This is a genomic window from Aquaspirillum soli, from assembly GCF_054781915.1.
Map to the genome: position 1 here is coordinate 180,002 of NZ_BAAGTM010000003.1, position 20,220 is coordinate 200,221.

The window sequence follows — 20,220 nt, forward strand, 5'->3', positions numbered from 1 at the left end:
CGAAAAATTAGAGGGTAAATTCGCTGAGGATTTTTTGTGGAATATGCTGTAAAGGCATGACTTCTTGTGCCGCACCAAGGCGGATGGCTTCTTTTGGCATCCCAAACACCACACAGCTGGCCTCATCTTGTGCCACAGTATGGGCACCGGCGTCGCGCATTTCTTTTAAACCTCGCGCCCCATCATCACCCATGCCGGTCATAATAATCCCCAAGGCATTTTTTCCAGCGCTGCGTGCTACCGAACGAAACAAAACATCCACCGATGGCCGGTGGCGATTGACCAAGGGGCCGTTGACCACTTTGACATGATATTGCGCGCCACTGCGCTCTAATAATAAATGTTTGCCACCGGGCGCGATCAAAGCCCGTCCCGGCAACACCCGATCACCGTCTTGTGCCTCTCTGACTTCGATATTGCATAAACCATTCAGTCGCTGTGCAAACAGTGCGGTAAATTTTTCTGGCATGTGTTGCACAATCACAATGCCGGGGCAAATATCAGGCAAGGCGGTCAAAATGGCTTCCAGTGCTTGGGTGCCGCCGGTTGATGTGCCAATCGCCACCACACGTTCGGTGGTTTTGGCCATCGCTGTTGGTTTCCCTGCTGGCAACACCGCATCAGCATTTAATTTTTGTGCGGGTACGGGCGGCGGGAGTTTGACCCCAGCTTTGACCTTGGCTTTCGCTGCCGCTTTTACCGCGTTAATTAAATCATGCTGTTTGCCTTCTAAAAAATCTTTTACCCCTGCCTGTGGTTTAGTCAGGATATGAACGGCCCCTGCTGCTAAGGCCGCCATCGCTGTCTCTCCACCGTGGTCTGCCAGAGAAGAACAGATTAAAACGGGGGTCGGGCGTTCGCTCATAATCTGCCGCAGAAAGGTCAGACCATCCATGCGTGGCATCTCAATATCGAGGATGATGACATCCGGCCACCGTTGCCCCATCTTTTGTCGGGCAAAAATAGGGTCGGCTGCAACGCCGATCACTTCAATCGAGGCATCGGTTTCAAGGATTTTTCGGGTAACCTGCCGCACCACAGCAGAATCGTCCACAATCAATACTGCGATCTGACTCAAGCAATGCCCTCCTGAAAACTGACCCACACATCACCGCTCCAAATATCAAACACAATCCGCCGATGGCCATAACCACCGACATGTTCCGCCACAACAGGGATGCGGCGTTGAGCTAATAAATGGTAGGCAGCGGTTAAATTACGTTCACCAATATCGAGGGTCGCAATGTGTTCTCCAAACATGCGCCCACCGCCGAACAGTTTAGCTTGGCATTGTTGCGCAGAAACACCGTATTGCAAAAGGGCTTGGTCGAATAATTGCATGGCTTCGTCGGCATAACGACCATCGGGCGCTGGCGCAGCAATACCGTGGCGGCGTTGTGGCAGCATAAAGTGACACATGCCCCCCAAATTGAGTTTAGGAACCCATAACACGATAGCGATACAAGACCCTAACAGGGTACGCAAGCGGATATGCCCTTGGCCGAAATAAAACTCACCCGGGCGCAGAAAAATATCATTCACGGATTGTGTGGAGGGCGTAGCGCGAAAGAAGTCAGGCACGTAAAGGTCTGCGATATAAGGTGGGACGGACTGCTTCTAGCGAATGTTGTAAACCATTGAGGGTTTCCGAATGGCCAATCACTAAATAACCACCGGGCTGAAGGGTTCGCGTCAGTTGATCGATGACTTTTTGTTTAGTGGCAGTTTCAAAGTAGATCATCACATTGCGTAAGAAAATCAGGTCAAATAAGCCAAGATCGTTGGGTAATGGGGTGAGTAAATTGATTTGACGGAATTGTGTTCGTTTACGCAAAGCCGCTTGTATCAGAAAACTGCCGCTTTGTTGGCGAACCCCTTTGAGGCAAAAACGCTGTAGATAACCGTTTGGAATGCCGTCGATTCTTTCCATTTGATAGTGACCGCGCCGTGCTTTTTCTATTTCTTTCACACTGATATCACTACCAACCACTTCCCATTGTCCATGTGGTCGGCAATCGGCCAAGGTCATGGCGATGCTATACACCTCCTCGCCACTCGAACAGGCCGCACTCCATACCCGAAACAACTGTTGTGGGGCGCTGTGTTGGAAATAATCGCGCAAAAAATCAAAGTGGGCGGGTTCACGAAAGAAATAAGTTTCGTGGGTGGTGAGTAAATCCACCATGTGTTGTAGTTCAGTCCGATGTTGTGGATCGGTGACCAAACGGTAGTAGGCACTAAAAGAAGGTAGCTGATAATGCAACAGCCGCCGGCTAAGGCGGCTGAGCAAAAGGCTTTGTTTTCCCGGAGGCAGATAAACCCCTGCTAACGTCTGTAATAGGCGTTGAAACAGGGTGAACTCATGATCCGAGAGGGTGTAAGTGCCGTTATCCATCAAGACGTTTAATTTGCCTCATCTTTGACCGACAGCGCGGCGAGTTCAGCGATTTCATCTGTGGATAACACACGGTCAGCATTCAACAAAATCACAAAGCGTTGACTGATTCTGGCCATCCCAGCAATGAAATCGGTACGGATTCGAGTGCCGAAGGTTGGTGCCGACTCGATATCATCAGTGGTGATTTCGCGTACTTCGCTGACACTGTCCACCACCACACCAATATCCTGTCGTTCTCCCTCGCCGTGGCTGACTTCGACAATCACGATACACGTATGGCGGACGATTTTTGCGGGAGGGCGGCCAAAGCGCGCTGCTAAATCAATGACCGGCACCACGCTGCCTCGTAGATTGATGACCCCACGGATAAAATCAGGGGTCATCGGAATCTCGGTCAGTTGGCCGTATTCAATAATCTCTTTGACATGCGCGATGTCGATGCCAAATGGCTCACCCCCTAACAGGAACAGCAGATACTGGCTGCTGGCGCTGGAAGCCGCCGGGGTACTGGAAGAGGCGGTTTTAGCCATGCTTGCTCCTGATTAAAAACGAACAAAATCCGCTTCATCGGGCCCTTGTTCCAACGGTGGCGGCAGTGCACCAAGGCTGGCAGGGCGGCGGATCACGGCAGGGCGGCTATTGTTCAGCGTTGGGCTGGGGCTTGGCATTGCAAAATTGGCGTTGCGGCTAAAACTATTATCCGCCAAGCGGAAGAACTGCATCATCTGTTGCAGCTGACCTGCTTGTGACCCCATCTCTTCTGCGGTGGCTGCGAGCTGTTCCGACGCCGACGCATTTTGTTGGGTTGCCTGATTAAGCTGTTCCATCGCCGAATTGATTTGAGAAACCCCCGTCGATTGTTCTTCCGACGCCGAAGCAATTTCTTGTACCAAATCAGAGGTTTTACGAATCGAAGGCACGATTTCGTCCAACAACGCACCGGCTTTTTCTGCCAATTTGACGCTAGAACCAGCCAATTGACCAATTTCTTGTGCTGCCACTTGACTGCGCTCGGCCAAGGTTCGGACTTCTGCGGCAACCACCGCAAAACCCTTACCATGTTCACCAGCACGAGCGGCTTCGATAGCTGCATTCAGGGCTAACAGATTGGTTTGATAGGCGATTTCATCGATGATGCCAATTTTATCGGCAATCTGTTTCATGGCCTCTACCGTTTCGCGCACCGCACTGCCGCCTTCATTGGCTTCTTTTGCTGCTTTTGCCGCCATGCCGTCGGTGACCTTGGCATTTTCGGTATTTTGGTTAATCGAAGCGGTCATCTGCTCGATAGACGACGTGGTTTCTTCTACGCTGGCGGCTTGTTCGCTAGAGCTTTGCGACAACGATTGTGCCGTCGCGCTCACTTGCGAAGCGGCATTCGACACTTGATCGGCGGTTAGCGTCACTTGGGTAATGGTTTGCGCCAGTTGGGTGACTGTGTTGTTGCTGATGTCTTTCAGTCGAGCGAAGGTGCCACGATAGTCACCGGTAACGCGGACAGTCATATCGCCTTTTTCCACGGCTGAGAGCAACTGCATGACTTCATTCAACGGCACCACAATAGCATCGAGGGTAGCGTTCACGCCTTCGACAATTTTGCGGTAATCCCCTTGATGGCGGATGGCTTCAGCGCGGGTTTCAATTCGCCCATCTACTGCTGCTTGAGACAACATATTGGCGTCAGCAATCAACAAATTGACCGCATCAATACAAGTGTTCAGGTTTTGTTTAATCACATTGAAATCACCGTTATAGCTGTCGGTGATTTTTGGTGGGATGGCCCCTTTGGCGATGCGGTCGACATAGTCAGCAGCGACATTGAGTGGCCCAATCACCGCATCGAGGGTGGCATTCACCCCTTCGACAATGCGGCGGTAATCCCCTTGATGACGGTTGGCATCGGCGCGTGTGCTGAGCTTCCCTTCAACCGCCGCCCGCGACAGCATGGCAGCGTCGGTGATGAGTAGATTGACCGCATCAATACACTGATTCAGATTTTGTTTAATGACGTTAAAGTCACCGTTGTAGTTATCGCTGATTTTCGGTGGAATCGCGCCTTTGGCAATCCGGTCGACATAGTCGGCAGCGACATTGAGTGGCCCAATCACTGCATCGAGGGTGGCATTCACCCCTTCGACAATGCGGCGGTAGTCGCCTTGATGGCGGTTGGCATCAGCGCGTGTGTTGAGCTTGCCTTCAACAGCGGCACGCGACAGGGTTGCCGCATCGGCAATCAGCAGATTCACCGCATCAATACAGGTATTCAGATTTTGTTTGATCACGTTGAAATCACCGTTGTAGTTGTCGGTGATTTTCGGCGGAATCGAACCTTGTGCGATACGATCAACATAATTGGCAGCGACATTGAGTGGCCCAATCACTGCATCGAGGGTGGCGTTCACACCTTCGACAATGCGGCGGTAGTCACCTTGGTGACGGTTAGCATCAGCGCGTGTGCTGAGTTTACCTTCCACCGCTGCCCGCGATAGCGACATCGCGTCTTCTTTCATATTGTTGATCGACTGTCGTAATGCAGCAAAAGCTTGTGCCAAAGTGCCAATCTCATCTTTGCGACTGGTATCCACCTCGCGAGAGAAATTACCTGCTGACATATCTTGTGCCAGCTCCAACAGTTTCGCCGTCGGTTGGGTGATGCTGCGCGTAATCAACCATGCAATCAAACCCGACAGCAATAGTGCCGCTACCACTAACGCAATCAAGATCAAGCGAGTTTGTTCAACCAAGGCAATAGCCTGCGCGCCATCTTCTTTCGCCAATTCGACTTGATAGTCGGCTAAAGCGCGCATGGCGGCGATATAGGCATTGAGCTTAGGACGTAGCTCTTGGTTATTGATTTGCAACGCCTGCTCTCGGTCAATGCCGATGACTTTCATGTAGCGGACTTGTGAGTCGAGGTAATCCACCCGTTTTGCCATCACATTACTGAGCAGTTCACGGCCTTTGGGTAAGTTAATCGTTTGTTCAAGGGCTTGTAATTCACCCCCGATAATCCGCGCGCCTTCGGCAATGCGCTCTTTTTCTTTCTCAAGCGCAGCAGGAGAATTGTCTAATAGCAAATTACGGGTGGCACGAATGACCACATTAATTTGGCTTTCTACCAGATTCACCCGTTGGGTTTTGACAAAACGGTCGTTAACAACCGTATCCATTGCATCGCCTAGTGCTTGCAGACGTAATAGCGCAAGGCCGGCGACAATTAACAGTAGGACAATGACCAGGCCAAAGCCCAAGCCCAGTCGGCCACCAATTTTTAAGTTACTCAACATGACTCTCCTGTGAATTAGGCCGGTTGATTGACTGCAGGCTCACGCTGGACTGAGAAACTGTCGGTTTCGCGTGTGGCGGCCAATTGCACCAAGGCTTGTACATCTAAAATCAAAGCAACTTCACCACTGCCGAGAATAGTGGCGCCCCCAATACCGCGCATGTGCTGAAACATTGACGAGAGGGGTTTAATGACGGTTTGTGATTCACCCAATAACTGATCGACCACTAAGCCTGCCTTTTGTCCAGCATATTGCACCACAATCACATTTTGGCGTGGCGGCATTGGGGCATCAATACGGAATAAATCGCGTAAACGAACAAAGGGCAAGGCTTCACCACCAAAGTCGAGATAGTCGCGATCGCTGGCCGCGTCTTTGAATTCCAAACAGCGCACCACAGAATCCAACGGCAAAATATACGTACTGGCCGCAATTGCCACATGAAAACCGTCGATGATGGCCAAGGTTAACGGCAAACGAATCATAAACCGTGAACCCTGTCCCTCAACGCTTTCCATATCAATCCGACCACGCAAGGATTGGATATTACGTTTTACCACATCCATACCGACACCGCGTCCGGAGACATTCGACACCTTATCGGCAGTCGAAAAACCAGGCTCTAACAATAAGTTGAGAATTTCGGTATCTGACAGGCTTTGATTGGCGGAGACCAACCCTCGCTCAATGGCACGTTTTAAGACTTTTTGTCGGTTGACACCAGCGCCATCATCTCGCACTTCAATGACGATTGAACCGGAATCGTGATAGGCATTAAAACCAATTTTGCCGCGTGCGGGTTTCCCTGCGGCAAGGCGTTGTTCTGGTGATTCAATGCCGTGGTCAATGGCATTGCGGACCAAGTGCATCAGCGGATCGCTGATTTTCTCGACCACACTTTTATCAAGCTCGGTTTCTGCCCCCGAGATGTTTAATTCCACTTCTTTATTGAGTTCATGTGATAAATCACGCACCACACGATGGAAACGATTAAAGGTTTCGCCAATTTGCACCATGCGTAACTCAAGCGCTGAATCGCGAATTTCTTCCACCAAACGCGACATAATTTGTGTCACGCGGCTGAGTCGTGTTTGGCCGATTTCACGCGCCAGTAAACGTGCGCTGGCGCCGGCAATCACCAACTCGCCGACTAAATCAATCAGCTTATCCAGCTTATCCGCCTGAATGCGTAAGGTATGGTTTTGTCCGGCTTGTAGTTTCCCTTGTTTGCCCGCAGCGGCTTCGACCAGCTGTGGGGGCACATGATGATGTTCAACCAAAATTTCCCCAACTTTGGGAGCAGGGTGGTCATCATCATATGGAAGTTGCGATTGGGTATGCAGCGCTTGTTGTAGCTCTTTTTCAGTCAGGGCGCCGACCTGAACCAAAATTTCCCCGATACGCGGCGGTGTTTCTGGTAATTGTTCAATCAGATGAATAAAGTCATCGACTTTGCTATCGGGGGGGATGATGTGGAGCAAGCAATCATCTCGCACAAAATCAAATACTCGCTCAATGCTGGCCTTGTCGGCTGTGCTGGCGTAATCAATTTCAAAACCAAGGTAACAGCCCTCTGGGTCGTACTCAGCTAAGGCCGGTAATTGGTCATAAATCGTTGCCAAGCCAACAATCTCGCCCATTTCCTCTAAATAATGCAGAAAAGAAACAGGATCCATGCCGTGGCGCAGGGTATCCAAGCCAAAGCGCACCGAGATATGCCAATGTCGGTTGCTATTGGCGGCCACTGGCGGCGTTGCAGCAGCAGTAGGTGTTGGCGTGGGGGCGGTGGGGTTGCCTAGGTTGGCTAGGCGCTGTTGGCCGCGTGCTAGGCACTCGGCATCGGGGGTGGCGCTCTGTTCGAGTAAGTCGAGTAAATCTGACAGATGATCGCTACATTGCAACAAGGCCGCAATTAAGGGTGGGGAGAGTTCGCGGCTGCCATTGCGGAGAGCGTCTAAGGTGTTTTCAACGACATGGGTAAATTCGACAATAAAGTCACATTCCACCACCCCTGCACCGCCTTTGATGGTGTGGGCAGCACGAAAGACACCATTGAGGGTATCTGGGTCGTGGTCACCACGATCAAGTGCAATTAAACCGGCTTCGAGTGCTTGCAGCTGCTCACGGCTTTCTTGCACAAAAACGGCCAATAATTCATCCATGAGCTATCTTATTCCTCGAACGTAAACACCGGTGTGAGTCGCAAGAAGGCCAGTTGTTGCTTGATGGCGACGGTAGGGTGATGCAGTGCATGTGCCAACTGCCGCCGCTTTGCCTCTTGTTGTGTCAATAACACAAACTGTAAGCCAGCGCTGTCCATATCTTGCACAGCGGATAAGTCTAAAATCATATCGCTTGGTGATTGTGCCAAATACTGTTCCAACTGTTGTTTTAATGCTGCAACATGGTAGATGGTCAGGTCTTGTGCTGGCTTAAACATCATTTGGCTCACTAAAACAACTCAACTTTGCTGCCACCCCCACCTCCACTGCTGTGATTGCCAGATGAAGTTTGATTGAGTGCGCGTTGATGGGTATCTCGCTGCTGCTGCATCACATAACTGCCATACACAGCTTCTAATGTGGCTTGTAGTTGCGGTAGGTCGGCGGCTTCGAGTGGTGCACCGCGTGCAAGGCGTTGTTGCAAATCTATGGCATGTTGATCGAGTTTTTCCAGCGCGCTCATCACATGTTCGATCATTTGACGAGAAACATCTTGGAACTGAACATTTGCCAGTGCATCCATAAACATATTGGCAAGGGTATCGCTGCTCTCACGAATGGTGCGTATCATCTCATTTTGAGATTGCAACAAGTTTGCATAATCGGTATTAAGCTCATTTAATTGATGAGAAAAGCTTTGTAAGGTGGTGCGTTCACCTTCGATATTGGTGGCAATCAGTTTCGAGTTGAATTGCTCTTCAATCGTGGTCGCAACGGCTTGAATCCCCTCGTTAATCCGCAAGACTGCCTGTTCACTTTCTGCGGAAAGCTTACGCACTTCATCGGCGACCACAGCAAAGCCGCGTCCGGCCTCGCCTGCGCGTGCCGCCTCGATCGCTGCATTTAAGGCCAATAGATTGGTTTGGCTGGCAATACCACGAATCAAATTGACCAATTCTTCTAACGACCGCGCTTGATCGACTGCCACTTTGATTCGTGATTGCTCTTCACGAGTAAAATCAAGGCGTTGTTGGATATAGTCATCCATATTTGCAATCAAACGCTGATTGACTGCAATTTCATCTTCTGATTCTTCAGCCAAACGGTTTGAACGGGCAGCACTTTCATTGACAAACTGCTGAAGGTGAGTGACCACCTGATCGATGGTTTGTAAGCGTTCAGTGATGGAGTAGGCGGCGTTTTCGGTCTCTTGAATCACCGTGTTGAGCTGTTGTCGTAGTACCGAGTTATATTTGGGAACATTAGCCAACTGCTCGGCAATCAGCCCCATCCATTGATGGACTTGGGCATTCTCTTCTTCTACCTGTTTTTTGACATGCTCTAGACCGAGCATGGTGTCTCGGAACAACAAGAGCGAGACCAAGCGTCTTACACCATAGCCAACAAATACCAAGATGACCGAACCGATAGCATCGCCTAGACGGGTACTGAGTCCAACGGCAGGCAAAAACTGTTCATGGAAAGGTTCGTAGAGTAAATACACCCCCAAACCGCATACTAACGCGGTAACCACCGCTAAAGCAGTGCTGCGCCCTTGAAAAGAAATCGTTTCGGTGGAGGCGGAAGTACGTGAGGATGGGAGGCTCATAGCAATGTCACCGTAAAACCAATTTAATGGTGTTGAGTAAGTCGTCAGCAGAAGCGGGTTTTACCAACCAACCCGAGGCCCCTGCGGCACGGGCTTCGGCACGCCGTGCTTGTTGTGATTCAGTCGTTAAGAACAGAATGGGCATAAAACGATAATTTGGCAATTGCCGCACCTCTTTAATAAGCTCCAATCCATTCATCCCCGGCATATTTAAGTCGGTAATCAGCAGATCGGCTTTAATGCCACCACGAAAACGGGCGAGGGCATCTTGGCCGTTAGAGGCTTTTTCGACCGCATAGCCCGCTTTGGTCAGAATGGCTGAAACGCTGAGAAGGATGGTGGGCGAATCATCAACGATAAAGATAGTTTTCATCTGTTTGCGCGAGAGAGCTTGTTGCAATGATCTTGCTGACAAGAGGATAGTCTCGTGTGGATTCACACTGAGTCTCTCGATACTCCTTTCTGTAGCACGCTATCCACGTGGTTTAACAATATCTTTCCTGTCTCGTGTGAAGTCTAGCCATGATTGGCTTTATTTTATCTGTGTTAACACAAAGCGTATGCTTTTTGCGTCAGGCATTGCTGATAAATTCAATTGTTCTGATAAAGTGCATCATCATACCATAAAAACTAAATTTAGTTTTTGTACCAATAAGCCGAGATAAATGATTTTTGCTTATCTTTTCATTTTTAATGACATAAGAAATTTTGTATCATAGTCGACCTCAAAATAAACGCTTATAATTGCCACTCTATTGCTCGATTTCTGTTGTCGTAAGCCCTCTGTGTGGTCAGTGGTTTGGCTAAAGATGGCAGTGATTTTCTCAAGAAAGTGATTTTTATGAGTTTGTTACCCCATCAAATCGAATTGCTCGCGCCGGCAAAAACCGCTGAAATTGGCCGTGAGGCGATTCTACATGGCGCGGATGCAGTCTATATCGGTGGGCCAAGTTTTGGGGCTCGTGAACATGCGGCCAACTCAATCGAAGATATCGCTGCCTTATGCCGTTTTGCCCATCAGTATCATGCCCGAATTTTTGTCACCCTGAACACGATTTTGCATGATGCAGAACTCGAAGCCGCCCGCCGTTTGATTTATCAATGTTATGAGGCAGGTGTTGATGCGCTGATTGTGCAGGATATGGGCTTGCTTGAGCTCGATTTACCACCAATTCAGCTACACGCTTCAACCCAATGTGATATTCGTCATCCAGAAAAAGCCCGTTTTTTGGCCCACAGTGGTTTTAGTCAGCTGGTTTTGGCGCGTGAATTAAATATCCAAGAAGTCGCGACAATACGACAAGCGGTGCCAGCGCACGTTTCGCTAGAATATTTTATTCATGGCGCGTTATGTGTCGCATTTTCAGGGCAATGCAATATCAGTCATGCACAAACTGGACGCAGTGCCAATCGTGGCGATTGTTCGCAAGCCTGTCGCTTACCCTACACCTTAACGGATACCAATGGTGGGGTGGTGGCTTTTGAAAAACATCTGTTGTCGATGAAAGACAACAATCAAACAGCGAATCTTGAAGCCTTATTATTGGCTGGAATACGGTCGTTTAAAATTGAAGGCCGTTATAAAGAAATGGCGTATGTTAAAAATATCACTGCCCATTACCGCCAGCAATTAGATCAAATTTTAGACCGTCATCCTGAATGGTGTCGGGCTTCAAGTGGAAAAACAGAGATTTTATTTACACCAAACCCTGATAAAACCTTTCATCGCGGTAGCACGGATTATTTTGCCACTGCCCGAAAAATCGATATTGGTGCATTTGATTCGCCAAAATATGTGGGGTTGCCACTGGGGCATGTGGTGGCGGTGGGGCAGGATTGGTTAGAGGTGGAAACCCAAGAGACACTCTCGAATGGTGATGGTTTAAATTACACTTTTAAGCGGGAAGTGATTGGGGTACAGGCCAATCAAGCCAAGTGGCAGCGTGCCAGTGAAGACGGTCAAATTTGGCGTATTTGGCCAAACGAAATGGTTTCCCGCTTGCGTGGCTTGAAAGTGGGCACTTTGTTGTCGCGTAACCGTGACCACGCTTGGGAAATGGCGCTGACCAAATCCTCGGCACAACGCACCATTGCTGTTCAAGCCTGTTTACAAGACAGTGCGGATGGCGTGGCGTTGTCGTTGCAAGATGAGGATGGGGTGACGGTAACAGCTCATTTGGTGTGTGATAAAGTCCCTGCACAGCAGGCGGATAAAGCACGCCAAAACCTTGAAGACGCATTATCTCGTTTTGGTAATACGCTCTTTCATCTTGAGCAATTGACCCTTGCTACGTCTGAATCATGGTTTATTCCCAGTTCACAACTGAATAAGCTACGCCGACAGGCAATAGAGGCATTGCTTGCCGCCCGTCTGGCTGCGTGGCAACGTCCAGCGCCGACACCACCCACCGAGCCACCTTTTCCTTACCCAGAAACTTCACTGTCATTCTTGGCCAATGTGTATAACGAGAAAGCGCGGGCCTTTTATCGTAAGCATGGGGTGGAACTGATTGCTGCGGCTTATGAAGCACATGAAGAACCAGGCGAAGTCAGTTTGATGATTACCAAACATTGTCTGCGTTTTGCCTATCATCTCTGTCCCAAGCAAGCCAAGGGGGTACAAGGGGTGATGGGGCAAGTGCGTGCTGATCCGATGATTTTGAAATCAGGTAACGACACCTACACCCTCAAATTTGAATGTCGCCCCTGTGAAATGCATGTGATGGGCAAGATGAAAAGTCATATCTTCAAATCGCCCCCACCGTCGGTGATTCCAGTGCAACCGGTTACGTTCCACCGCTCACCACGTTAAAGTTGTAAGGCCTCTAGCTGGCGCAGTGCATGGTCAATCCCCTCTAACATCAGCGAATGATCGTGGATTTGGCGGATTTGTTCAGCGAGTAGGCCTGACTCGGCAGTGGCGCGTGTGGCCAGTGCCGAGACTTGACCAGATACATGGCGGCTGCCCTCTGCCATGTTGGCAATGTGTGAGGTGGTCTCAGCTAAGGCCAGTTTGAGGCCATCAATTCCACTTAACACTGCTTGAACCGATTGTTGGGTCGACGTTAAATTGGATTGGGTATTACCTGCTAACTTGCGTACCTCATCCGCCACCACAGCGAAACCGCGCCCGGCTTCCCCTGCACGAGCCGCTTCGATTGCTGCATTCAATGCCAATAAATTAGTCTGTTCTGCAATGCGGGCAATTTGAGTCAAAATTTCCTCAATTTTTGCCGCCCCCATCACCAAAGTTTGCATCCGCTCTGATAGTTGATTGGCTTCGCTGACACTGTGTTCAATTTCGCTGCTGTATTGACTAATATCTTGATTTAATTGCGTTAATAAACTGCCTGACTCTTGTAAGTAGTTCTGCATTTCTGGCAAACATGCCTGTGCCTCTGTGCTTAACATGCGGAACTGGTCGAGTTGTTGAATCACACTTTGGCGAATGGTATCTACCATTTGCAATCGTTTTAACTGTCTTCTGGTGAAATAATTTTGGAAATTGGCATATCGAACGGTAAAGTGATCCATCATCGCATCGTTAAAAGGTTCACCTTGTGCCACGCGATAGAAAAAGACGGAAGAGAGAGTTTGATTGATATTAATACCCAGTAATTCACCAAATGTCGTAAAACCAGCAATCGGGGTATCTTTAAAAATCGTTAACTGATTAAGCTGGCTTTGATTAAATAAACGTCTTAAAACACAATCATTAAAAATAGCCCCAATCGGTTTCGGTTTGCCTTGGGCATAGCGTTGATAATCGTCTTGCGTTTGGCGAATAAAATCGGTGGTTTTCATCAACACAAGTTGATCGCCCGGCTCAATATCACAATAAAAAGCAATTTCTTGTTTTTGTAAATTAACTTGTGCCACGGAACGGATATAGTGTTCTTTGCCTAACTCAATTGCAAAAGCGTGTTGTTCAAATTGTTTTGCTAATTGTTCAGGTGTGGTGCGTAGGTCTTGACATAAGACATCAATGAAAGAATGGAGCTGTTGCTGTTGTGGGTTGAACACACGACTGACGGTACGGCGAAGGGGGTCGGCATCAGCGACAATATAGCGGGTGGTGGTGGGCGTAAAGTTTTGGCTTTTGAACACCCCAAAGCGAATGTCTGGTGCTGTTTTGCAGAGCACCATTAAAGCATGGTTTTCGAAAACCTTTTCACCATCGGATAACCAAGTGTGCTTAAAGTCGAGTAGGCCACCTGCTGAACCGCCAATAAATAAGCATGGAAAACGTTCGGTATGATAAAGCGCTTCCATAAACAAATTCTCGGCGCCTGCCAAACCATCAAAAAAGGTTAATGCCAAGGTATCGCGGTCATCAATGTTGAAGCTAGGACGCAAACGCCCAAGATGCGTTTCCAATTGTTGTAACCGCTGTTCACGGCTTAATTGTGGCGTACCGCGTCGAATATCTTCACTTGGCAAGGGAACCCAATGTAAATCGACGTGACTGAAAATATGTCGTGAAAAACCAGCGAGTACGACATGATGCCAGCCTTGTTGTGGGGTTGCTAAATAAGGCGAGCAGCTTTGTCCGGCAGCAATCTGTGCAGATTGGCACAACTCACCAGCGGTACTGATTAAGCCTAATTTAACTTGGGGCGGGAATAATCGTCGTAATTGTTGTCCCACCTGCTGCATATTGAGATGTGGTGAGACAAAAGCTAAGACCAAACTGAGCTGTTGTAGGTCTCCCCACGGGCTCAATGCCTGACTGCTGAGCGCGTTTCCATTCAGTTGTAAAGTCAGAATCACATCGTGATTGCTACTCGCCGCAGCATCAGCAGTCGCCTGGCGCGACCATTTCGCCCAAAAAGACATATTAGCGCCACCTAAAAATAAGGGGTTATCAAAACGCTATTGATTGTCTGACACAGTCAATGCGATCTGTTGTTGTAGTTGTTGCAAGGCCATCAAGACGGTGTGGGCGCGAATGTGTTGTCGATCACCCGTAAAGAGATGACAACGGCTCGTGCAGCCTTGTGCCCCTGCCACAGCAATCCACACTGTACCCACTGGCTTCTCTACCGAACCGCCGCTGGGCCCTGCAATTCCTGAAACAGCGACAGCCCAGTTTGCGCCGCTGAGCTGGTGCACGCCGGTTGCCATTTGTTCGACCACCGCTTGACTGACAGCGCCATCGGTAGCGAGAGTATGAGCCTTGACCTGTAACAATTGCTGCTTGGCTTCATTGGCATAACTGACGATTCCCCAACCAAACCACGCAGAACTACCAGCCATCTCTGTTAACGTTGCTGCAATCAGACCACCGGTGCATGACTCTGCAGTGGCAACTGTTTCACCGCGTTGTAACAGTTGTTGGGCTAACTGGTGTGCGCTGTGTTGGATTTCATTTGCCAGTTGGGTCATAGCAGCGATTTCCGTTGTTGTCGTAGTTGGTGAATATGGCGTATCAATCCATTGGTTGACGCATCGTGGTGCAAGTTGGGCAATTCTACTGCGCGTAGCTCAGGTTCAATTTTGCGGGCCAACTGTTTGCCATACTCCACGCCCCATTGATCAAAAGAATTAATGCCCCAGATCACACCTTGTACAAACACCTTGTGTTCATACAACGCTAACAACATACCCAGATTATACGGGTTTAAATTGTCTAAAATTAGGGTATTTGATGGTTGATTGCCAGGAAATACTTTTTGTGGCAATAAAATATCAATATTGTCAGGCAGTTCCGTTCCAAACTCTGCTAGCACTTCTGCTTCGTTTTTTCCTCGCATCAAAGCTTCAGTCTGTGCCAGAAAGTTGGCCAACATAGCGGTATGGTGGGTTTTGAGTTTGCCATGTTCACAGGCGGGAATAATAAAATCACATGGCACTAAGCGAGTGCCTTGATGTAGCAGCTGGAAAAAAGCATGTTGGCTGTTAACGCCGACTTCGCCCCAAATAATCGGCCCAGTGTTAAAGTCCAAGCGTGCCCCACAACGACCAACCCGCTTGCCGTTCGACTCCATATCCAGTTGTTGTAGATAGGCGGGTAGGCGTGACAGTCCCTGATCGTATGGCATCACGGCATGGGTGTGTGCACGGTAGAAAGTGTTATACCAAATCCCTAGCAATCCCAGCAGCACGGGCGCATTCTCTGCAAAAGGCGCGCTAAAGAAATGGCAATCCATGGCATGTGCGCCGGCCAAGAATTGCCGGAAGTGGTTCATACCAATAGATAACATCACCGGCAGCCCAATCGCCGACCACACGGAATAACGCCCTCCCACCCAATCCCAAAAAGGAAAACAGTTCTCGGGAGCAATGCCAAATGCGGTTGCCGCAGAGATATTGCTGGAAACAGCAACGAAATGTTGTTGTATGGCCTCAACACTGCCGCCTTGGGCCAAGAACCATTCTCGGGCGGCTTGTGCGTTTAGTAAGGTTTCTGGAGTGCTGAAAGACTTGGAAGCAACAATAAATAAGGTTTCTGCTGCATCCAAGGCTTCTAATGTATCGGCGAGATGTCGCCCATCGAGATTGGAAACAAAGTGCAATTCTACTTTGCCAACTGAATACGGTTTGAGGGCGCGTGTGACCAACATTGGCCCGAGGTCGGAACCACCGATACCAATATTCACGACATGTCGAATCGGTTTGCCGTTATGCCCCCGCCAGTGTTGTTGGTGAATTTTTTCGACAAATTCACCCACGCGCTGTAATACCGCTTGGATTGACGGCACGATATTCTCACCATCAACACGGATATCACTGTCCGCCGGTGCGCGTAGCGCGTGGTGCATCACGGCACGTTGTTCACTGACATTGATGGCGTCACCTGCCTGTAAACGCTGCATCCAAGTGGCTAATTCAGCGGTATGAGCCAACTCAATCAATAAATCGCGTGTGCGTTCGGTGATGCGGTTTTTTGAATAATCCAGCAACAAGCCATCTAACCGTAATGAAAAACGCTGAAAGCGATCTGGCTCGGTGGCGAATAAATCGCGCATGTGGAGATGACGGGTTGCACGTTGGTGTTGATGCAGTTGTACCCACACCGAGGAAAGATTGATTTGACTCATACACAACAAGTTTTAGAGGTTAGGGGACAAGGCGAATGAAATGTTCACGATAGTGTTTCATCTCTTCGATGGACTCGTAGATATCGGCTAGGGCTTCATGGCGCCCTTTTTTAACCACCCCTTTTGCCACATCAGGACGCCAGCGCTTTGCCAGCTCTTTTAGGGTCGATACGTCTAAATTGCGATAGTGAAAATAATCTTCCAGCGTTGGCATCCACCGCGCCATAAAGCGTCGATCTTGGCAAATCGAGTTGCCACACATGGGCGACTTGCGTGCCGGTACATATTGGCTGATAAAGGCCAACATCTGGGCTTCGGCTTCTTGTTCGGTGAGGGTAGAGGCTTTCACCTTATCAATCAGGCCACTTTTGCCGTGGGTGTTTTTATTCCAATCGTCCATCGCGTCTAACACGGTGTCTGGTTGATGAACAACCAACACCGGCGATTCGGCAACTGTGTTTAGATTGGCATCGGTAATCACCACCGCCAGTTCAATAATGCGGTCGCGGTCGGGGAACAGGCCAGTCATTTCCATGTCTAGCCAAATGAGATGGTTTTGATCTTGCGCCATAGCGGTCTGTCCTTCAAAATCTTCAAATTGTCGCACACATTTTAGGTCAAGCAGCGCCCATTTATGAACGATACCCTGTCCGCTTTTCCTTTTACGGTGGTTTTTTTGTCTTTGTTGGGTATCTCATCTGTTGTGCAGAGTTATTTAGCGTATCGACAACGCCGTCACGTTGCCGCTTATGCAGGGCGGGTGCCCCGTCTGTTTGCCGCGCATATTCCCCCTGAACAGCATGAAAAAGCCGCGCAATACACCATTGCCAAAAGCCGCTTGGGTCAGGTTCAGCTGGTATTCCATACCCTGATGGTGCTGTTATTAACCTTAGGTGGTGGGTTTGAGTGGTTGCAACAAATATGGGCAGGACTTCTACCGCAGGGCATTGCCCAACAAACCGTAGTTTTACTCTCGGTCTTTGCTGTGTTACAGCTGGTTGAACTGCCGTTTCTCTATTACTCCCATTTTCACCTTGAAGCCCGTTTTGGTTTTAACCGCTTGTCACGTCGTCTATTTATCCTCGATGTCTTTCGCGGTGCATTATTGGGTGGGGTGTTAGGTGGAGGTTTGATGGCTGCGTTGTTGGCGCTGATGAGCTGGGCTGGCGAACTGTGGTGGCTGTGGGCGTGGCTATTGTGGGTTGGGTTTTCTATTTTGCTGATGGTGATTTTTCCGCTGTGGATTGCACCGCTCTTTAATCATTTTACGCCGCTGGCTGACGCGGTACTCAAAGATAGGGTGGAACAGTTATTACAGCGTTGTGGTTTTGATAGTCAGGGCATTTTTGTGATGGACAGTTCAAAACGTTCTGCCCATGGTAATGCCTATTTCACTGGCTTTGGTCGTGCTAAGCGTATCGTGTTTTTCGATACGTTATTAGACCATCTCAGTCATGACGAAATTGAAGCCGTGCTGGCGCATGAATTGGGGCATTTTCATTATCAACATATTCGACAACGGCTATTCGGCAGCATGGTTTTTAGCCTGTTGTTATTTGCGGTGTTGGGGGTGTTGGCTGATACCCCTGCTTTTTATCAACAGCTAGGGGTCGCCACGACTTCTGCGGCGGCTGCACTATTTTTATTCAGCCAATTATTACCGCTATTATTGTTCCCACTGACCCCCATTTTTAGCGCATTATCACGGCGGCAGGAGTATCAGGCCGATGATTTTGCCGCCCAACATGCACCGGCAGCCGCATTGATCAGTGCCTTAACCAAACTGTATCGGGATAATGCTGCCACATTAACGCCCGATCCACTGCACTCCGCTTTCTATGATTCACATCCCCCCGCCACCGCACGGGTGGCTAAACTGCAAGGATTTTTGTCTTGAGTCGTTCCCCCGCACGTCCTTCCCGTTCTTTGCATGATGCACAAGCAAAAACCGCTGAACTCACCGGTGTGATTGTGAAAAGTCATGGCCGCCGCTTTATTGTTGAATTGGCCGATGGCACCTGTTATGACTGTACCACTCGCGGCAAGCGTACCGACTATGCCTGTGGTGATGTGGTGTACCTAACAATTGAAAATGCCGAACAAGGGGTGATCAGTGGCCATGAAACCCGTTCTTCTCTGTTATATCGTTCTGATGCGTTTCGCAGCAAGATTATTGCGGCCAATGTGTCGCTCTTGGTTTTGGTGGTCGCGCCCGTGCCAACGTTTAGCGAGGAATTGTTAGCGTGCTGTTTATTGGCTGCAGAAGCGGCTGGTATAGAAGCACGCATTGTGTTGAACAAGGCCGATCTTCCCGAAGTGGTTCAAGCACGACAGCAATTAGCCCCCTTTGTTGCCTTGGGCTATCCCGTCCTAGAGTTATCTGCCTTGCAAGATGTTTCGCCATTGCGCCAATGGTTACAAGACCAGACATCGGTATTGGTTGGGCAATCCGGCATGGGAAAATCAACTTTGACCAATGCCTTAGTGCCTGAAGCGGCGGCACGGGTAGGGGATATTTCTGTGGCGTTAGATTCGGGACGACACACAACCACCCATGCACAGCTTTATCATCTTGATGCTAGCTCACACTTGATTGATTCTCCCGGCTTACAAGAATTTGGTTTGCAACATATCGAGCCGTTGGCTTTAGCCGGTTATTTCCCCGATTTTCAACCCTTCTTGGGGCAGTGCAAATTTCATAATTGTTTGCATTTGGTTGAACCCAGTTGTGCACTACAGCAGGCGGTACAGCGTGGTGAATTATCAGAAAAGCGTGTGGCGTTTTATCAGCGTATTTTCCGCAGTTTGCAAAAAACACACTAAATCTGTACTTGGTGGATAAGCATAGCGTATCCACCCAAAAATCAACTGGTGTAGAGAGCATGTTGGGCTGCTGGAACTTGGCAACCCAACACAACGACTTAGCGTGATTTCATTTGGTATTTTTTCTCGAGTGCAGCCACGCCCCAAGCCAATAACAAGGTCAAGCCAAGGTAGAGGAAAGAAATGGTGAGGTAGGGTTCCCAATAGCGAGAATACACCCCTGCCACCGTACGCGCTGCAAAGGCCAACTCTGCCAAGCCAATCGCCGACACCAGCGAGCTATCTTTTAACAGCATAATGGCTTCATTCCCCAGCGGCGGTAACATGCGGCGGAATGCTTGTGGAATGATGATTTCCTTCATCGCTTGACCATAGGACATGCCCAATGAACGAGCGGCTTCCATTTGTCCTTTGTCAATCGACTGAATGCCGGCACGGAAGATTTCAGTGATGTACGCTCCAGCGTTGAGCGTCAGTGCCAGCAAACCAGATAAAAAGGCACCATAGTTTTGCCGTAATTCGCGTGCGCTCTCGCCAGCAATCAGTAAACCATCGACTGGATGGACTAACATTGGCATCAGTGCAAAGTGAATCAGCAAAATTTGTACAAATAGCGGCGTACCACGAAAAAAAGTGACATAGGCAGCAGCGGGTAGCCGCACGCCAAAACGCAATAAATAGTGTTGTGCCCCATGTTTGGCATCAGCCAAACGTGCCATGCCCATCAATAAACCAATTAGCGTGCCAAAAAAGACTGCGATGAGGGTAATCATCAGCGTCATCTTGAGGCCATTGATGAACAAGGGCATGTATTCGATAATCATCGCCCAGCGAAAGTCCATAGCGTTCCCCGTTTTTTATGTGGTGAAAAAATTAAAAGAAGCGCAACCGGGATGACCGG

Annotated in this window: 17 protein-coding genes and 1 pseudogene; 3 read left to right on the forward strand and 15 right to left on the reverse strand. The window is 49.2% G+C overall.

Annotated features, from left to right (window positions below):
* Positions 1-7: 7 nt before the first annotated feature.
* From ACYVJG_RS04725 to ACYVJG_RS04765, 9 genes are read right to left on the reverse strand one after another with little or no spacing between them, the layout of a single operon-like run.
* Positions 8-1,078 (reverse strand): protein-glutamate methylesterase/protein-glutamine glutaminase, encoded by a 1,071-nt coding sequence (locus ACYVJG_RS04725; RefSeq protein WP_022653672.1) that lies wholly within the window; start codon positions 1,076-1,078, stop codon positions 8-10.
* Positions 1,075-1,581, reverse strand: coding sequence for a chemotaxis protein CheD (locus tag ACYVJG_RS04730; protein ID WP_022653673.1), 507 nt, complete (start codon positions 1,579-1,581; stop codon positions 1,075-1,077). The genes ACYVJG_RS04725 and ACYVJG_RS04730 overlap by 4 nt, the downstream gene beginning before the upstream one ends.
* Positions 1,574-2,395, reverse strand: coding sequence for a CheR family methyltransferase (locus ACYVJG_RS04735; protein WP_022653674.1), 822 nt, complete (start codon positions 2,393-2,395; stop codon positions 1,574-1,576). Before ACYVJG_RS04735 ends, ACYVJG_RS04730 begins: the two co-directional genes overlap by 8 nt.
* A gap of 8 nt (positions 2,396-2,403) precedes the next feature.
* Entirely contained in the window at positions 2,404-2,928 is a 525-nt protein-coding gene (locus ACYVJG_RS04740) for a chemotaxis protein CheW (RefSeq protein WP_022653675.1), read from the reverse strand.
* A 12-nt stretch (positions 2,929-2,940) separates the two neighbouring features.
* Entirely contained in the window at positions 2,941-5,685 is a 2,745-nt protein-coding gene (locus ACYVJG_RS04745; RefSeq protein WP_460430031.1) for a methyl-accepting chemotaxis protein, read from the reverse strand.
* A 14-nt stretch (positions 5,686-5,699) separates the two neighbouring features.
* On the reverse strand, positions 5,700-7,847 hold the full coding sequence (locus tag ACYVJG_RS04750) for a chemotaxis protein CheA (RefSeq protein ID WP_460430032.1): 2,148 nt from the start codon (positions 7,845-7,847) through the stop codon (positions 5,700-5,702).
* An 8-nt stretch (positions 7,848-7,855) separates the two neighbouring features.
* Positions 7,856-8,128: an STAS domain-containing protein gene (locus ACYVJG_RS04755; RefSeq protein ID WP_460430033.1), complete on the reverse strand. Its 273-nt coding sequence runs from the start codon at positions 8,126-8,128 to the stop codon at positions 7,856-7,858.
* An 8-nt stretch (positions 8,129-8,136) separates the two neighbouring features.
* Complete coding sequence (locus ACYVJG_RS04760; RefSeq protein WP_460430034.1) at positions 8,137-9,456, reverse strand: methyl-accepting chemotaxis protein; 1,320 nt, start codon at positions 9,454-9,456, stop codon at positions 8,137-8,139.
* Between the two features lie 7 nt (positions 9,457-9,463).
* Positions 9,464-9,829: a response regulator gene (locus tag ACYVJG_RS04765; RefSeq protein WP_460430035.1), complete on the reverse strand. Its 366-nt coding sequence runs from the start codon at positions 9,827-9,829 to the stop codon at positions 9,464-9,466.
* A gap of 468 nt (positions 9,830-10,297) precedes the next feature.
* On the opposite strand from ACYVJG_RS04765, the gene ACYVJG_RS04770 reads away from it, so the two are divergent.
* Positions 10,298-12,268, forward strand: a complete 1,971-nt coding sequence (locus ACYVJG_RS04770) for a peptidase U32 family protein (protein ID WP_460430036.1) — start codon at positions 10,298-10,300, stop codon at positions 12,266-12,268.
* On the opposite strand, the gene ACYVJG_RS04775 is transcribed toward ACYVJG_RS04770, so the two are convergent.
* The 5 genes and pseudogenes from ACYVJG_RS04775 to orn form a co-directional block, all read right to left on the reverse strand.
* A complete protein-coding gene (locus ACYVJG_RS04775) occupies positions 12,265-12,993 on the reverse strand; it encodes a methyl-accepting chemotaxis protein (RefSeq protein ID WP_460430131.1) in 729 nt (242 codons plus the stop codon). The two genes, ACYVJG_RS04770 and ACYVJG_RS04775, sit on opposite strands and share 4 nt — an antisense overlap.
* 90 nt (positions 12,994-13,083) lie before the next feature.
* A pseudogene (locus ACYVJG_RS04780) lies at positions 13,084-14,292 on the reverse strand (FIST signal transduction protein); the annotation flags it as partial.
* A 36-nt stretch (positions 14,293-14,328) separates the two neighbouring features.
* A complete protein-coding gene (locus ACYVJG_RS04785) occupies positions 14,329-14,841 on the reverse strand; it encodes a CinA family protein (RefSeq protein WP_460430037.1) in 513 nt (170 codons plus the stop codon).
* Entirely contained in the window at positions 14,838-16,496 is a 1,659-nt protein-coding gene (gene pgi / locus ACYVJG_RS04790; RefSeq protein ID WP_460430038.1) for a glucose-6-phosphate isomerase, read from the reverse strand. Before pgi ends, ACYVJG_RS04785 begins: the two co-directional genes overlap by 4 nt.
* 19 nt (positions 16,497-16,515) lie before the next feature.
* Positions 16,516-17,067 (reverse strand): oligoribonuclease, encoded by a 552-nt coding sequence (gene orn, locus ACYVJG_RS04795; protein ID WP_460430039.1) that lies wholly within the window; start codon positions 17,065-17,067, stop codon positions 16,516-16,518.
* A 63-nt stretch (positions 17,068-17,130) separates the two neighbouring features.
* Between orn and ACYVJG_RS04800 the strand changes: the two genes are divergently transcribed.
* Positions 17,131-18,393, forward strand: a complete 1,263-nt coding sequence (locus ACYVJG_RS04800) for a M48 family metallopeptidase (protein ID WP_460430040.1) — start codon at positions 17,131-17,133, stop codon at positions 18,391-18,393.
* 29 nt (positions 18,394-18,422) lie between these two features.
* Entirely contained in the window at positions 18,423-19,319 is an 897-nt protein-coding gene (gene rsgA, locus ACYVJG_RS04805; protein ID WP_460430132.1) for a ribosome small subunit-dependent GTPase A, read from the forward strand.
* Between the two features lie 98 nt (positions 19,320-19,417).
* On the opposite strand, the gene ACYVJG_RS04810 is transcribed toward rsgA, so the two are convergent.
* On the reverse strand, positions 19,418-20,161 hold the full coding sequence (locus ACYVJG_RS04810; RefSeq protein WP_460430041.1) for an amino acid ABC transporter permease: 744 nt from the start codon (positions 20,159-20,161) through the stop codon (positions 19,418-19,420).
* Between the last annotated feature and the right edge of the window lie 59 nt (positions 20,162-20,220).

Bases quoted from the DNA above. Each gene is read 5' to 3' on its own strand.
- ACYVJG_RS04800 (WP_460430040.1), top strand. From the start codon at position 17,131: ATGAACGATACCCTGTCCGCTTTTCCTTTTACGGTGGTTTTTTTGTCT.
- ACYVJG_RS04755 (WP_460430033.1), bottom strand. From the start codon at position 8,128: ATGATGTTTAAGCCAGCACAAGACCTGACCATCTACCATGTTGCAGCA.
- ACYVJG_RS04775 (WP_460430131.1), bottom strand. From the start codon at position 12,993: ATGATGGATCACTTTACCGTTCGATATGCCAATTTCCAAAATTATTTC.
- ACYVJG_RS04785 (WP_460430037.1), bottom strand. From the start codon at position 14,841: ATGACCCAACTGGCAAATGAAATCCAACACAGCGCACACCAGTTAGCC.
- ACYVJG_RS04770 (WP_460430036.1), top strand. From the start codon at position 10,298: ATGAGTTTGTTACCCCATCAAATCGAATTGCTCGCGCCGGCAAAAACC.
- ACYVJG_RS04740 (WP_022653675.1), bottom strand. From the start codon at position 2,928: ATGGCTAAAACCGCCTCTTCCAGTACCCCGGCGGCTTCCAGCGCCAGC.
- ACYVJG_RS04750 (WP_460430032.1), bottom strand. From the start codon at position 7,847: ATGGATGAATTATTGGCCGTTTTTGTGCAAGAAAGCCGTGAGCAGCTG.
- ACYVJG_RS04735 (WP_022653674.1), bottom strand. From the start codon at position 2,395: ATGGATAACGGCACTTACACCCTCTCGGATCATGAGTTCACCCTGTTT.
- ACYVJG_RS04745 (WP_460430031.1), bottom strand. From the start codon at position 5,685: ATGTTGAGTAACTTAAAAATTGGTGGCCGACTGGGCTTGGGCTTTGGC.
- ACYVJG_RS04760 (WP_460430034.1), bottom strand. From the start codon at position 9,456: ATGAGCCTCCCATCCTCACGTACTTCCGCCTCCACCGAAACGATTTCT.
- pgi (WP_460430038.1), bottom strand. From the start codon at position 16,496: ATGAGTCAAATCAATCTTTCCTCGGTGTGGGTACAACTGCATCAACAC.
- ACYVJG_RS04765 (WP_460430035.1), bottom strand. From the start codon at position 9,829: ATGAAAACTATCTTTATCGTTGATGATTCGCCCACCATCCTTCTCAGC.
- ACYVJG_RS04810 (WP_460430041.1), bottom strand. From the start codon at position 20,161: ATGGACTTTCGCTGGGCGATGATTATCGAATACATGCCCTTGTTCATC.
- orn (WP_460430039.1), bottom strand. From the start codon at position 17,067: ATGGCGCAAGATCAAAACCATCTCATTTGGCTAGACATGGAAATGACT.